A 14,898-nucleotide genomic window follows, 5' to 3' on the forward strand; every position below is an offset into this window, starting at 1 on the left:
CCGTTATAAGGGGGCGAGGCATGCCTCGCCCCTACTGTGGTCTGCTTCTTTGTCGGGGCGGACATGCCCCGTTCTTGCTAAAGATTTTTTTAATTTATTGCTCGTGATGCCCTCTGTTTTGTGTAAATAAGAAAAAACACTGATTTAATAAATACAAATATCCGCATAATGACATCACCTCCCATAAAAAAATAACGACCAGCTATAAATAATATTCAAACCCACAGCTCACGCAACATTCCCAATATAATCACCAAAAAAACATATATAAATAACAAATTCAAACCAGATAATTTCTCAATCTTCCACACTATTAGTGCGATACTCATTCACCAGGCACTAAATAACCAAAAAACCAACTGACAAAAAATCACTTTTAAACTTGATTATATTAAATCGCAGGGTAAAGTGTTCTGCACCCATACCAGTAATAACAAATAATAAAAAACCTCTCTATTAGACAGGCTTGGTCTATGTTAATTAAGATTTTTTACCAAACTGGTGGTAATGAGTATCTTGCTTGCCGGCCAAATGTTGCGAACCCTCCGCATCAACATCACATTAAACATATTTAAATTATTATTTTCCGCTTAATTTCACTGCATACAGTAAAGGAGGCAGTATGTTGCGAGAAACACTAACAGATTTTATTACCACATATATCGAAGATCGTAAAAATGAAAAAATGGATCCCATTCTTAAGAGTGCAGAAAAGAAACTAGCGGGAATAGTTGCGCAGGATGAGCTTCATCAGACAAGGATCGAACTAAACAAGAAGCATGCCAAGCTGGAAAGCTCTTATGAGATTACTGCATGGCTGACGGATGCTTCCATACGATCAAAACAAATTTACCAAGTGACACATGCTTTAAAATTCACGCACAGCCATGCGAAAGGAAGCAGTGTCTATTCCAGGGTTAAACCCGCGAAAAACTCGTACCTTACCACTCAATCACTGTCGAAACCGGTGTTTGATTTTGTCGGAAACGCAGCTATTTTTGATGTTGCCAAACTATTACACACCGAGGTGGAAGGCGACTCACTGATTGCCAGCCTGCATCGCGGTGATGTTTCTGCGCTGGAACCTTTTACTAACGATCGCCAGCTGCTTGATAGCTGGGTCAACAGCTTTAAACAGGTTCTGATCGACAGAGAACCCGCCAGCCATAAGCTGGCAAAGCAGCTCTATTTTCCCATTGGTAAGTCACAGTATCACCTTCTCAGCCCGCTATTCTCTTCATCGCTTTATCATGCTTTGCACCAGCGCATTACCGCTGCACGCTTTAGCGAAGAGGCTAAAGCGGCACGCAGCGCGATGAGGGAAGGTCGCTGGCACTCTGACCCGGTAACCTTCTATCCGGCAACGGCAGTGATGGGTATCGGCGGAAAACAACCACAGAATATTTCATACCTGAACCACAGCGTTCACGGCGGCAAGGTCTGGCTGCTCTCCTGTGCATCCCCAAGTTGGAAAAGCATCAGTACGCCGCCGTTTCGCCACAAAACAATTTTTAACTTCAACATAGAGTTTGCCCGCCAGGCGAGGCCGGTTATTGCGCGCCTGAAGCGTTTTTTATACAGCGTAAAGTCGCTGGAGAATACCGCTGAGATCCGCCAGCAGCGGCTGGCATTTACCGACGAAATTATCGATATCCTGTTTAACTATGTGCTCGGTATTCAGAATCAGACTGAGAATCGGTGCTGGAGTACGCAAGAAAATTGTCAATTAAAACGCGCCCAGCAGCTGTGGCTGGATCCTTATCGTAGCCAGACGGATAAAGATTTTCGTTTTGAGCGCGAAGGGGGCGACTGGAAAAAAGAGGTGGCACGTGACTTTGGTCACTGGATGATTAGCCAGATCCAGGATGAGCATCTGCGTTTGGGGGCGGTTGAGCGGCGAGAGTTTTCCACTGCCCCGCTGTTTAAACAGCGCCTGCGTGAGCTGGAGCAAGATTTGCAGGAGGAGCTGTCATGAGTTCGCTGATTATTTTGCGCAATATGCGTATCGAAAATGCTAACGCGGTGGCCGGACTGACCTGGGGGTTTCCGGCGATCACCCATTTCCTCGGTTTCACCCATGCCCTCTCAAGGCAACTTCAGCCAAGCCACGGGCTGTCGCTGGATGGCTGCGGGGTGATTTGTCATCAGCAGCAGGTTCATGCATACAGCTCCGATCGAGGCAGAGATTACTATTTTTCCCTGACGCGTAACCCTCTGACGCGTGAGGCGAAAGTCCGCCCTTTCAATGAAGAGGGGCGTATGCATATGACCGTATCCCTGGTGATGGAGTGCAACGGCATGATGGCGGGTGGTGAGCAGGGTATTGCAGCATTAAAGGCACATCTCGCCATGATATGTCCGCGCTTACGCCTGGCGGGCGGCACGATTATTGACCCGGGACAAATAGAGGTCAGAGGCTGGCCGCAAGATGAGCGGGAAATGAGACGCGTGCTGCGCCGTCTGTTGCCTGGATTTGCGCTGCTGGATCGTTCTTCGCTGCTTTCCGAACATTTTTCGCGGATGAAACAGTCACAGCCTGAGGCTGAAATGCTTGATGCCTGGCTGGACTTCGCCGCGCTAAAAATACAGTCGCCACAAACATCTGAAACCGAAGAAAAAGAGACAGCCGGATGGGTTTATCAACCTAAGCCTGCGGGTGGCTTCCTGGTGCCGCTGATGATCGGTTACCAGGCAATCTCGCCGCTTTATCCCGCCGGTAAGGTGCTCAACAGCCGCGATAACGAAACCCCATTCTGTTTCACTGAGGCAGTGTACGGCGTAGGAGAGTGGCGCGGGTTGCATCGCATCAACGATCTGGACGAACTGTTATGGCGCTATCACTACCAGGATGAGCAGTATCTCTGCCGCTGCAAGAAAGCCGCTGGCGAACAGTTTTATGACGTATCTGATGAAGAAATTGACTACAGCTAATTAAATTTTATAAGGAAATAATCATGACTAAATCAGCAATCAAAACCGCTTCCGTCCTCGCCTTTGAGCGTAAATTATCCAACTCAGACGCCATTATGATGGCGGGAACCTGGCAGGCCGAAAATGGATGGGTTCCGGTGGCAATTCAGGAGAAAGCGGTGCGCGGCACGATTTCTAACCGCCTTAAAAATGCCATCGCCAGCGATAATTTAAAACTGGATGCTGAAATCCAGAAAGCTAACTTGCAGCGGGTGGATGTGGCCGCACTGCCGCATACCTGCGATACCTTAAAAGTCTGTTTTACTCTGCGAGTGTTAGGGGATTTAGCTACGCCTTCAGTCTGTAATGACCAGCTTTATCAGGCAGAACTGACCAGGGTGATTAATGACTATATTACCCGTAATGGCTTCGGTGAACTGGCGGCACGCTATGCCGAAAACATTGCTAACGGACGTTTCCTGTGGCGTAACCGCATTGGAGCTGAACGCATTAGGGTAAAGGTCAGCTGTGGGACGGAAGAGTGGGAATTCGATGGCTATAACTACAACCTGCGCGCATTCAGCCAGCCAGAGGGAGATCTGCTAAAACTGGCAAGGGCAATTGAGGAAGGACTGACTGGCAAAGCGTTTGCTCTGTTTAACGTAGAAGCGCAGGTGCTGCTGGGTAACGGGCAGGAAATCTTCCCGTCACAGGAGCTGGTGCTGGATACCGGCAGTAAGAAAAGCAAAGTTCTGTATCAGGTAAATGATATTGCTGCCATGCACTCACAGAAGATTGGTAACGCCCTGCGCACCATCGATACCTGGTACCCGGATGCAGATGTGAGTGAGTTCGGGCCGATTGCCGTTGAACCCTATGGTGCAGTAACCAGTCGCGGGACGGCCTATCGCCAGCCAGCGAAAAAAATGGATTTCTACACTCTGCTGGATAACTGGATTACAAAGGGGAAAGTACCGGATCTCGAACAGCAGCACTTTGTGATGGCAACCCTGATTCGTGGCGGCGTATTTGGTGAAAAAAGCGAGTAGGAGGCGTGATGGATCATTATCAGGATATACAGGTGATTGCTGACGCGGAAACCAGCGGCCCGGTGCTGCTTGCTCAACTGTTTATGCGCCTGCATCAGATGCTGGGTAGAGTTGCTGCGGGGCGTATTGGCGTCAGCTTTCCCCTGGTAGCCCGGACGCTCGGCGATTGCTTAAGAGTACACGGCACCCTCGCTGACCTCACCGCCTTACAGCAGAGCGGCTGGCAGCAGGGGCTGCGGGATTACATCATTAGCGGTGAAATCAGTGCCGTACCGCAGGAAGTTTCCTGGCGGGTGGTTAAACGCGTACAGGTGAAAAGCAGTGCGGAACGTCTGCGTCGGCGTTCAGTGAATAAAGGGTGGATCAGTGAGGAGGAGGCTCGCGAGCGTATCAGCGTGCTTAAAGAGCAGCGCAGCAATTTACCCTATGTGTTAATTAAGAGTGGTTCCAACGGTAATGCTTACCCGCTGTTTATAGAGCACGGCCCGCTTCAGTCAACGCCGGTTAGCGGAGGTTTTAATTCCTACGGTCTGAGCGCCACGGCAACCATTCCCTGGTTCTGACCTTTTTTGCCGCTGGAGCTGGCCTGTTAATTTTACCTGCCACCAGAGGCAACAGAGTGTTCACTGCCGCACAGGCAGCTTAGAAGCGTCTGATAGACAGGTTATTTATCACATTACTGCCGTACAGGCAGCGGACATTTCATATGATTTTTGACGACACAGACTAAAGTGTCGTCAAAAATCTATGGATTGAAACCAACAAATCGATGATTAGCTTTATCCTACGCAACCCCCGTCACTCGCCATACACCCCCAAAAACGGGTCGAAGAACCATATTTCTGGTGCATCATTCCTTTCATCTCTCAAACTAATCTCACCAAACTTCATACTGACGTCCACCAGCTCCATATGCAGCGCCTCCGCCAGTCTCAGATAAATCCGCTGATAATCTGTGTCGACCCAGGCGCTGACGCCGGATGCAAACTGCGGAGCTTTTCCGCGTTCAATAGCGCTTTTTTTTCTGCCCGCTGCACCGCTGTCGAGCATATAAAATTCAGGCCGATCGCCCTCCTCCTCAATCAGCAGATAGTGCAGCGCCTGGGGAGAGGATTTTCTGAAGGGCTTAAGGCGTTGCGGTTCACCGCTCCAGCTCATCTCTTCCCGCCACCACAATGCGGCAAAATAGTCGCTTTTATTTTTGCGGCCCACGCCCTGTAACTCCTGCCATAATCGGCTGTGCTCAAGATCGACCAGATTATGAAATGGCAGGGAATTATCCGTATCAGCACGCTCTGTGATACGGGGAATAGCGTTAATCGTCTGGTATTGCTCCTTTTTCAGTAACTGACTGAGATCATGGCTGGCGAGCATAAAATGTTCATTCTCAAACCCTGGGCGGCAGTAGGCAGGCCGCTGATTGTCCGATGATTGTAAGGCGCGAATATTCTGCTGAAGGATAAGTAAGTTATCATCGGGCTTCGATTCCTGCCGGTGGCGCTGTACCCTGCCCGCCAGCTGGATCAGTGAGCGCATCGAACTCGGCTCGGCAATCGCCCAATCGTAGTCGTGGTCGCGCCCGACCTCAGTAACCGCAGTGCCTAGCACGACAAAAAGATGATGCTGCTGCTGAGGATATGCCTCCAGCGCCTGCTGTACCTCTGCTATCTGCCAAAGTGCGCCCCGTTCCTCGCGCATCAGGGCCGCATCGAGGCGTTCCTCTATCCATGAGCGCATCGCCAGCGGGTGCTGGCTGTGATAAACGCAGTAGTGAATATGGGTATTTTCCGGTGCCGGAGTGGCAAGCAACAGCTGCGCCACCGCCACCAGCGGATTGATATTCGCCATACGAACCAGGCCGAGAGACACCGTCTTAATGCCATCGGGATGGAGCTGATGATGAGCTGCATGAAGCTGCTGCATCGAGCGGAAGATCGTGTCTGCCACACAGGTGTAGACCATCTGGCTGTTGTTATTCTCGGGCACTACCGGGAGTAAACGAGCACGCCTGAGCACCGGCTGGCGACCAAGCCAGTCTGCGCGCTGTGTCACAAACGCCTGATGCTGCTGTTTAAACTGTAATGGGCGGCGTAGGTCTTTTATGCTGGTATCCCGCTCATCAAACCATGCGCAGCAGATATCACTTTCCGCCGTCAGACCGCAGGCCTGGTTAAATATCTCGCGCCCGTTGCGGTAGGCATTAAACAGCGCCTGCACCATAGCCGGAGGCAGGGTCGCCGAGGAGAGTAATACCCGGGAACCCAGCATTCCTGCCCAGTTCACCAGGCGGCATAAGGCGTGTAAGTCATTAACATCGAAATCGTCCGGCTCATCAAGCACCAGATCGGAAGTCAGCAGCCGCAGCATCGGTGCAATTTGCTTACCACCGCGCACCCCTTCCGTTGCGCCAATCAGATGGTCAATTGTCGTCACCAGCACCGGCGCGCTAACCAGTTTATTAAGCTTATCGTGCCCCTTTGAATGATCGGATCCCTCAGCGCCTTTCAGCCAGCGGCTCAGGCGTCCGTCATCCAGACTGCCGTCATAGCGCACATACTGATGCCCGGCAAAAAGCGCTTCCGATGACTCACTGCCGCTGGCATCTTGCTCGTCTGGTTGGTGACGGTTTAGCTTATGCAGCTGGGCAACGGGCTGTGAACCAATCAGCACACCCAGATCATCCTCCTCCAATCCCAGCCGCTTACGCAGGGCGTCGCCGGTTTGCAGCGTTAAGGTTCTTAAGCCCAGCGCTATCGAGAAACGGCAGCCCTGCTGTTCATCGGCCAGAGCATACATAATGCGCGCATTGGCTAAGGTTTTCCCGCAGCCGGTTGATGCCATATTGACACCGAAAAATCCCTGTTTAAATGCACGTTCACGCAGGGCGCAGGTGGTTTGCCATGCTTTATCCTGCCAGCGATACTTATCATTCTCACTGCGTTTTTTAAACCCTTTATGCCGGGTAATAGCTGGCAGAGTTTTACGTAGCTGCGGCAGGCTGCGTGCCAGCAGTAGCGCGTTTTGGGCCACGCCGATATTGTGCTCATCCAGACGCTGCTTCAGCTCACCGCTTACGCGATCGGTATTGGCGCTGGCAGTATAAGCAGGATCCTGCCAGGCGGGAGTGGGTGGGCGGGCTGAATAGATGTGATCGGCCAGCATCAGCGACAGCCGCGCCATATGGCAGGTAAAACGTTGCCTGAGGTTGATATGCTCCATCCAGGCAGGCTGAGTTAATACCCGTTGTGCGATTTTTTGTGCCCTGGTACGCCATAAAGCACTGCGCAGCGGTGTCCCCTCTGGGAATTGCCATTGCGCCTGAAAATCGGCGGGCTTCAACTCCCTGGAGTGATGGTTAACCGCATTCCATAGCGCATCCAACTGGCTGCATAACCACTCCTCACTGTATTGCAGCTTCGGGGGATTGTCATAGCCCCAGGACGGATAAGCAGGAAGACGGTGGTGAGAAAGGATCAACCATGCCACAACCTGCGCCACCGGCGGCAGGCCAGCGAAGGGGGAGCTTATGGTTAATTCCTGGAGTGAATCCTTTACCAGTTCATCGAAAACGCGCTGTTCGTCAGCAGCTGCCACCTGCGCCAGCGATGCGATCCACTCTTTATCTGCACGCTTGCCAACAAAAGCAACAAACAGCCGCAGCGACACCCACTCATGGCGATAAGGCTGGTATGTTTTTGCCCCACTCTTTTTATGCAGCATTTGCTGAAACAGGCGGTTTGATTTGCCAAAATCATGAAACAGTCCGGCAATAGCCGCCAGCAGGCTGATAGCATTAACGCTGTGCCAGCTATTCTCATCGTGGCTTTTTAATATATCGCGCCGGGTGGTATGCGTTGGCACCACGCCGCATTGATTAAAACGACGCAGATTACCTACAATCCACAGCAGTTCAGTCTGACCACTATTTTTTATCCAGTGACACGCCACGGCAGTATTACGACGTGCCGTTTTACGTAACAGCTTCCTTAAGGTATCCAGTCCCTGTTTGGTTATAGCGGTTTGCCAGCTTCGGTCGCCTTTGCGCTCTGCAAACTGATCCAAAATGCGGCGGCTTTCATCCAGAGCATTTTTATTACACTGGGAGATCAATAAGATATTCATACCCCCACCTGACTACACTGACGGGCGGTCAGCTCCAGTGATTCAATCATCGTATCCAGTGCGTCTGCGTTCTGCATGTTTGAAATACAACGCTGACGGAACTCCTGCTCCTCTTCACCGGCCATCGCAGCCACAAAAGCCTGGGGCAAAATTAAGGCATCTTTAATCAGATCGGCTACATCAAAAACCAACCCGCCACGACGCGTTTTACCATGTAATACCGCCAACCCATGAGGCAAACCCAGCACCCAGCAGGCCACAGCCGCCAGACCGTACGCCAGATAATTCCCGTGATCGAGAAAACGGTTAGCATAGTCGATCCCACCGCCACGCTTCGCACGGATAAATTCACCGTAACTTACCGCTTCCGCTGCCAGTTTATATAAAAATTTTGTCATTACCGCTTCCTGCGCCAGCAGCTCAGTGGTATTTCGGCAATCCTTTAAATTTTCCTCAAAACGATCAAGTGCATTAATTAGCTGTGACGGATTAATATTGAACTTATTTTCCCGTTGCATCCGTTCACTCAGCCAGTGCTGACGTATTTGTGCAATTCTCACCTTCTGGAAAGCGACTGCTGCTGCCAGACGATGCGCTTCATCAAACCAGAAACTGACCCAATGTTGCAGATATTCTGTCGGGCGATATTCACTTTGAGAATTGAGCCATGAAACATCCACTTCCACCTCGTTGGCGGCATACAGCGGCGTTCCACCACCGCCGCAAAATCCAACTAATACTCCCGCGCGAGCAAACTCACGCATGGCCGCCTGAGTCACTGAAGTACCGGTTCCCAGCATCACCACGGTGGTGTTAGCTATCGGGATATTCCAGTATAAAGATTGTTTACCTTCATCGGTCACATACTCAACCCGCCCGCCATTAACCAGCACACGACAATATTGCAGGTAATAAATATTGCTACGCTTAGAGTGTAGAATGGTTTTTAAATCCGAAGGTGTAATCGATTTCAATCTGGTCATCCTTGTCAGAAATTACTTCCACGCATTCATTTAAATAAAAAATCAACACCGAACCAACAACCACGAAATTAAACAACATACCAGCCACATATTTTTGAATATCAACACCTCAATATCCTGGCTGTCATTTAAGCTGAAATAATAAAAATAACAATGAGTGCGCCCCGATATAATCAAAAATCACTGAAAAAAACGATATGGGGAAGGCAGGACAGATCGGGGCGACAAAAATCACAGAGACATTAACATCTATGGGGCGTTCGCCCCGATGTTTTTTAAGCTGCCTGCACGGCAGTGAAAGCCATTATGGCCGACGGTGATACTGACCTTCTAAGCTGCCTGTACGGCAGTGAACGAAAGCAGCAAGGATAAGGGCTGGATTATTTCACTTCTAAGCTGCCTGTGCGGCAGTGAACTGTTACTTTCTGAGCCATTGGAGTGAGACTTTCTTCTAAGCTGCCTGTGCGGCAGTGAACATCCTAGTCTTCGTGCCCTGTTACGATGCGCCACTTCTAAGCTGCCTGTGCGGCAGTGAACTCGGCACATCGCCCACACTTACATGGGTCATCTTCTAAGCTGCCTGTGCGGCAGTGAACGCGTCACCGCGATAAAAATTAACGCCGCATGACTTCTAAGCTGCCTGTGCGGCAGTGAACAATCAGCGGCAGGCTGCTCATGCTCAGGTGGGCTTCTAAGCTGCCTGTGCGGCAGTGAACTTCAGCAGGGCGGGCAGATCAAGGACTCGTTCCTTCTAAGCTGCCTGTGCGGCAGTGAACTGCGTGATAGGAAGCCCTCGGCTATCGATACCCTTCTAAGCTGCCTGTGCGGCAGTGAACCTCGTCGCGCTCACGTACTGCCGCTTCCAGTTCTTCTAAGCTGCCTGTGCGGCAGTGAACGATGCGGTTAAGCCGCTCCTGCCTCTGACCAACTTCTAAGCTGCCTGTGCGGCAGTGAACTTTCCCAGTCCACTTTACGCATACTGCTGATTCTTCTAAGCTGCCTGTGCGGCAGTGAACGTAATAAAAATTACGCTACAGTAAAGCCCAGCATCATGCCGGTATCTTCATGCTCAAGCAGATGGCAGTGCGCCATATAGGCATTAGCAGCATCAGCTTTATGGTTAAAACGCACCAGCACTTCGCTGCGCGCGCCCTCTACCTCAACGATATCCTTCCAGCCGCTGCGGTGGGCCGCCGGGGGTTTTCCGTTTTCAGAAAGAATGCGGAACTGGGTGCCGTGAACATGGAATGGGTGCAGCATCATGTCGCCCTCACCGGAGATAGTCCATTTTTCATATTCACCCTGCTTTGCCTCAAACGACGGTTTATCCATATTAAATGCAACGCCGTTAATACGGTTTCCATCATGGAAATCATATTCTTTGGCTGGCTTACCGTGATTCATCCCAGCCATATCACCGTGTTTCATTCCGGCCATATTGCCATGATCAGTCCCAGCCATATCGCCGTGTTTCATTCCGGACATATTGCCATGATCCATCCCAGCCATATTACCGTGATCCATTCCGGACATATCACCGTGATCCATTCCCGCCATCGATGCCTTGCCGTGCTTTTGCATCATCGCCATCATGCCGCGATGATCGAGCTCCGGATCCATCGTCAGCTGTAACCAGCGGCTTTTCAGTCCATCGGTGGCAGGAATAGCTGGCACATCGACCAGTTTGTCCGGCAGCGATCCGCTGGCCAACACGCGCAACGGCATAATCGCCAGTACCGGCAGCGGCTGATCAAAGGGTTGCAGGGTCATGCCCATTTGCCGCACCGGCAGGGTTTGCAGATCAAAAGCCTTCCCGTCTGAGGTATCTACCAGTACCTCGAAGCGCTCACCAGGCAACATCGGCAGCTCGCTCAATTTGACCGGTTCAGCCAGCAGACCGCCATCGCTGGCAATCACATACATCGGGCGTCGATCGCTGGTGGCCAGATTCAGCGAACGGGCATTACAGCCGTTCAGTAAGCGCAGACGCAGCCAGCCCCGCGATACTCCGGTCTGCGGATAGATAGCGCCGTTAGTCAGCATCGTATCGCCAAACCAGCCCACCGCAGCGCTCATAATATCCAGCTGATAGTCGATCTGTGTGCCGTCTGAACTCAGACGTTTATCCTGCAAAATTACCGGAATATCATCAATGCCCCACTGCTTAGGCAGCAGCAGCTTGCCGCTTTCAGGATCATTAATCAGCATCAGTCCCGCCAGTCCCTGCGAAACCTGATAGCCGGTACGGCCGTGCTGATGCGGATGGAACCAGCAGGTCGAGGCGGGCTGATCGGGAGTAAAGGTCACACGGCGGCTTTTGTTCGGCTCAATACGCGCCTGCGGCCCACCATCAACCTCTCCCGGTACTTCCAGGCCGTGCCAGTGCACCGTGGTGGCTTCCGGCAGGCGGTTATGTATGTTGATATTGACTTCCTTGCCGCGCTCTAACTGAATAGCGGGGCCAAGCAGACTACCGTTATAGCCCCAGGTTGGCACATTTTTGCCACGCCAGTTGCTGATACCTGCCTGAGCTGTCAGGGTGATTTCACTGCGTGCATCGGGGGTCAGTAATGTGGGGATCGGCAGCAGCGGGCGCTGTTCCGCTGCCATTAATGAACGGCTCCACAGTGGCAATGCACTGGCTGCGCCGAGAGCAGCGCTTAATTTTATAAAATCACGACGTTGCATCATCCATTCCTTTTGTCAGATGTCGATATAGCCATCATACTGTAAGCTGCACAGGCCTTGCCGCAACTCGAATTATTGAGGGCATGCTAACTGTGCAGCATAAACCTTGCCCTAGCGGGAAGGTCAAGGCCGTAAAAAAAATGCGAAATAGAGGCTCCAGGATTTTTCTACGGTAAAAGTGGCTGGAACCCGGAGTGAACTGTGCTAACGTCAGCTTATTGCACACGTATGAGATATGTCATGAAGAAAAGCATCAAGGCTCTGTTGCTGTTAGGGCTGTTTGGCTTCTCCTCCACCAGTTTCGCACTAAGCGAATCGGAAGCAGAAGATTTGGCAGATTTAACCGCTGTATTTGTGTACCTGAAAAACGATTGTGGTTACCAGGATCTCCCTGACGGGCAGATCCGCCGTGCGTTGGTGTTCTTCGCACAGCAAAATCGTTGGGATTTAACCAATTACAATAGTTTCAATATGAAAGCATTAGGTGAGGATAGCTATCGCGATCTCAGCGGTATTGCTGTCCCGAACGATACTAAGTGTAAATCTCTGGCTCGTGATTCTCTGAGCCTGCTTGCCTACGTTAAGTAATCGTCTGAACTCATCCTCCTGATGATGATTTGACCGTGCAACCGCGGTCATAAATAGCTATGATACTGGCCCATTTTTTGCGGCTGTTATACTCATCATGATTCAGGTTGCAACTGCACTGGCTGCGTTTATTCCCCGGTTCACAGAGTGTTCACGGGGATGCCGCCTTGCTGCAACGTGGTAAATGAAGAGTATACAAGGAGGAATCCCCACCATGACCGATAATGAAATGTGGTATGAAACGCTTCATGCCGGATTCGGACAGTATTTTTCTGTCGATAAAGTTCTGTATCGTGAAAAAACCGATCATCAGGATCTGATTATCTTCGAAAATGCGGCATTAGGCCGCGTTATGGCGCTGGACGGCGTGGTACAAACCACCGAGCGCGATGAGTTTATTTATCACGAAATGATGACCCATGTCCCGCTGCTGGCCCACGGTGCACCTAAACGCGTGCTGATTATTGGCGGCGGTGACGGCGCGATGCTGCGTGAAGTGAGTCGTCACAAAAACATCGAACAGATCACCATGGTCGAGATCGATGCAGGCGTGGTCAACTTCTGCAAAGAGCACCTGCCAAACCACAGCCAGGGCGCCTATGATGATCCGCGCTTTACGCTGGTGATTGACGATGGTGTAAACTTTGTTAAGCAGACCAGCGACACCTTCGACGTCATTATTTCTGACTGCACCGATCCGATTGGGCCGGGAGAAAGTCTGTTTACCTCAGACTTCTATGCAGGCTGCCGCCGCTGCCTGAATCAAGATGGCATTTTCGTGGCGCAGAACGGCGTCTGCTTCCTTCAGCAGGATGAAGCGGTTAACAGCCATCGCAAACTGAGCCACTATTTCGGCGATGTCAGCTTCTACCAGGCCGCGATCCCGACCTATTACGGCGGCATTATGACTTTTGCCTGGGCCAGTGATAATCCGGCGTTACGCCAGCTCGATAGCGCGACGATTGCTTCACGTTTCGCTCAGGCAGGACTGACCTGCCGTTACTATAATCCAGCGATCCACATCGGCAGCTTTGCCCTGCCGCAATATCTGTTAAATGCACTGGCTGACTAGCCGGGCATTTTAAAGGGGCGAACCAAATTGCAAAAACTTAAACTACATGGCTTCAATAATCTGACAAAAAGCCTGAGTTTTTGTATCTATGATATCTGCTACGCCAACACGGATGCTGAGCGAGATGGGTATATTGCATACATTGATGAGCAGTATAATGCTAACCGGCTGACCGAGATCCTGAGCGAAACCTGCTCAATTATCGGGGCAAATGTGTTAAACATTGCGCGCCAGGATTATGAACCTCAGGGTGCCAGCGTGACGATTCTGGTCAGTGAAGAACCCATGGATCCGCGTGATATTGACACCTCTGAACACCCAGGCCCACTGCCCAACTCAGTTGTGGCACATCTCGATAAAAGTCATATCTGCGTACACACCTACCCGGAAAGCCACCCTGAAGGCGGTCTGTGTACCTTTCGTGCAGATATTGAAGTCTCCACCTGTGGCGTGATTTCGCCGCTGAAAGCGCTGAACTATTTAATTCACCAGCTGGAATCCGATATTGTCACCATCGATTATCGCGTGCGTGGGTTTACCCGCGATGTGAACGGTGTAAAACACTTTATCGATCATGAGATTAACTCTATTCAGAATTTTATGTCGGACGATATGAAGTCGATGTACGACATGATGGATGTGAATGTGTATCAGGAAAACATGTTCCATACCAAAATGCTGTTGAAAGAGTTCGATCTGAAACATTATCTGTTTAATACCGAGCCTTCCGATCTGAGTCCACAGGAACACAAGCATATTACTGACCTGCTGTGGAAAGAGATGCGTGAGATTTATTACGGTCGCAATATCCCATCGCTGGGATTGAAGACCCAGTAACAGATTGTTTGTATCGATATCAGTAACTGGCGACCTGCGGGTCGCCTTTTTATTGGCTTTGGCGTGAAATTTTACAATTCAGGAGAGAGGGAGGATAGCGCCCCGATTAGCGGCCCTGTAAAAATGCACGGTAGGCGGCGATCACAGCGAGAAAGTCCTCCACGCCGCAGAACGAGAGGCTCTCTTCGTCGTAATAGTTCATTCCATCTTCCATCTCATCCCCTTCAAAGCCGAGCTGGTTTGAGCGGATCATCACCTCTTCCTCATCCAGCAGCAGGGTATATTCACGCCCCACACGCTGCCACTGACGCACGCTGCCTTTAACCTCTGCAGCTGCGGCTTCTACTTCGTCAAGAATGCTGAGATCTTCATTCACTTCATCATTAAACCAGTGACCGACGGCCTCATGGCCCATCGTCATGCGAACCTTCACTCCACCGGTGATATCTCTTAAAAATTCATATTCCATCGCGCTTTCCTCCCGGCCAGCCTGCTGTACAGGCTTACCCCTATTTTGCGCGTCTGCCGCGACAATTCTGAGCTTTGGCGCGCATTATCGCAGGCTGCCGCGCGAAAAGCAGTGGGTTTTTACCTGGCTTCTCTCAATTTTAACGCTGTCTCTCTCCACTTCACCCATAAAAAAACCGGG

11 protein-coding genes and 1 CRISPR repeat array are annotated in these 14,898 nt (G+C 50.9%); of the genes, 7 read left to right on the forward strand and 4 right to left on the reverse strand.

Annotated features, from left to right (window positions below):
- The first annotated feature begins 622 nt into the window (after positions 1 to 622).
- From csy1 to cas6f, 4 genes are read left to right on the forward strand one after another with little or no spacing between them, the layout of a single operon-like run.
- Positions 623 to 1,975: a type I-F CRISPR-associated protein Csy1 gene (csy1, locus tag GN242_RS17340; protein ID WP_156287905.1), complete on the forward strand. Its 1,353-nt coding sequence runs from the start codon at positions 623 to 625 to the stop codon at positions 1,973 to 1,975.
- Positions 1,972 to 2,931, forward strand: a complete 960-nt coding sequence (gene csy2, locus GN242_RS17345; RefSeq protein ID WP_156287906.1) for a type I-F CRISPR-associated protein Csy2 — start codon at positions 1,972 to 1,974, stop codon at positions 2,929 to 2,931. The genes csy1 and csy2 overlap by 4 nt, the downstream gene beginning before the upstream one ends.
- Before the next feature lie 23 nt (positions 2,932 to 2,954).
- The gene (gene csy3 / locus GN242_RS17350) at positions 2,955 to 3,959 is read left to right on the forward strand and encodes a type I-F CRISPR-associated protein Csy3 (protein ID WP_156287907.1); all 1,005 of its coding nucleotides are present in this window, start codon (positions 2,955 to 2,957) and stop codon (positions 3,957 to 3,959) included.
- Positions 3,960 to 3,967: 8 nt separating this feature from the next.
- Positions 3,968 to 4,522, forward strand: a complete 555-nt coding sequence (cas6f, locus tag GN242_RS17355; protein WP_156287908.1) for a type I-F CRISPR-associated endoribonuclease Cas6/Csy4 — start codon at positions 3,968 to 3,970, stop codon at positions 4,520 to 4,522.
- Positions 4,523 to 4,757: 235 nt separating this feature from the next.
- Here cas6f and cas3f read toward each other — a convergent pair whose 3' ends face one another.
- The 3 genes from cas3f to cueO form a co-directional block, all read right to left on the reverse strand.
- The gene (gene cas3f, locus GN242_RS17360) at positions 4,758 to 8,081 is read right to left on the reverse strand and encodes a type I-F CRISPR-associated helicase Cas3f (RefSeq protein WP_156287909.1); all 3,324 of its coding nucleotides are present in this window, start codon (positions 8,079 to 8,081) and stop codon (positions 4,758 to 4,760) included.
- Positions 8,078 to 9,055, reverse strand: coding sequence for a type I-F CRISPR-associated endonuclease Cas1f (gene cas1f, locus GN242_RS17365; protein WP_231617108.1), 978 nt, complete (start codon positions 9,053 to 9,055; stop codon positions 8,078 to 8,080). The genes cas3f and cas1f overlap by 4 nt, the downstream gene beginning before the upstream one ends.
- Before the next feature lie 281 nt (positions 9,056 to 9,336).
- Positions 9,337 to 10,080: direct repeats of the CRISPR family, unit length 28 nt; unit sequence CTTCTAAGCTGCCTGTGCGGCAGTGAAC.
- 10 nt (positions 10,081 to 10,090) lie between these two features.
- A complete protein-coding gene (gene cueO / locus GN242_RS17370; protein WP_156288314.1) occupies positions 10,091 to 11,752 on the reverse strand; it encodes a multicopper oxidase CueO in 1,662 nt (553 codons plus the stop codon).
- 240 nt (positions 11,753 to 11,992) lie between these two features.
- Here cueO and GN242_RS17375 point away from each other — a divergent pair, with 240 nt between their 5' ends.
- The 3 genes from GN242_RS17375 (at position 11,993) to speD (ending at position 14,249) form a co-directional block, all read left to right on the forward strand.
- A complete protein-coding gene (locus GN242_RS17375; RefSeq protein ID WP_048914955.1) occupies positions 11,993 to 12,340 on the forward strand; it encodes a YacC family pilotin-like protein in 348 nt (115 codons plus the stop codon).
- Between the two features lie 214 nt (positions 12,341 to 12,554).
- A complete protein-coding gene (speE, locus tag GN242_RS17380) occupies positions 12,555 to 13,412 on the forward strand; it encodes a polyamine aminopropyltransferase (protein ID WP_154752632.1) in 858 nt (285 codons plus the stop codon).
- Positions 13,413 to 13,439: 27 nt separating this feature from the next.
- Complete coding sequence (speD, locus tag GN242_RS17385; RefSeq protein ID WP_154752633.1) at positions 13,440 to 14,249, forward strand: adenosylmethionine decarboxylase; 810 nt, start codon at positions 13,440 to 13,442, stop codon at positions 14,247 to 14,249.
- A 106-nt stretch (positions 14,250 to 14,355) separates the two neighbouring features.
- Here speD and yacL read toward each other — a convergent pair whose 3' ends face one another.
- The gene (gene yacL / locus GN242_RS17390; RefSeq protein WP_154752634.1) at positions 14,356 to 14,718 is read right to left on the reverse strand and encodes a protein YacL; all 363 of its coding nucleotides are present in this window, start codon (positions 14,716 to 14,718) and stop codon (positions 14,356 to 14,358) included.
- Positions 14,719 to 14,898 lie beyond the last annotated feature (180 nt).

The sequence above is a fragment of the Erwinia sorbitola genome, assembly GCF_009738185.1.
Classification (GTDB): domain Bacteria; phylum Pseudomonadota; class Gammaproteobacteria; order Enterobacterales; family Enterobacteriaceae; genus Erwinia; species Erwinia sorbitola.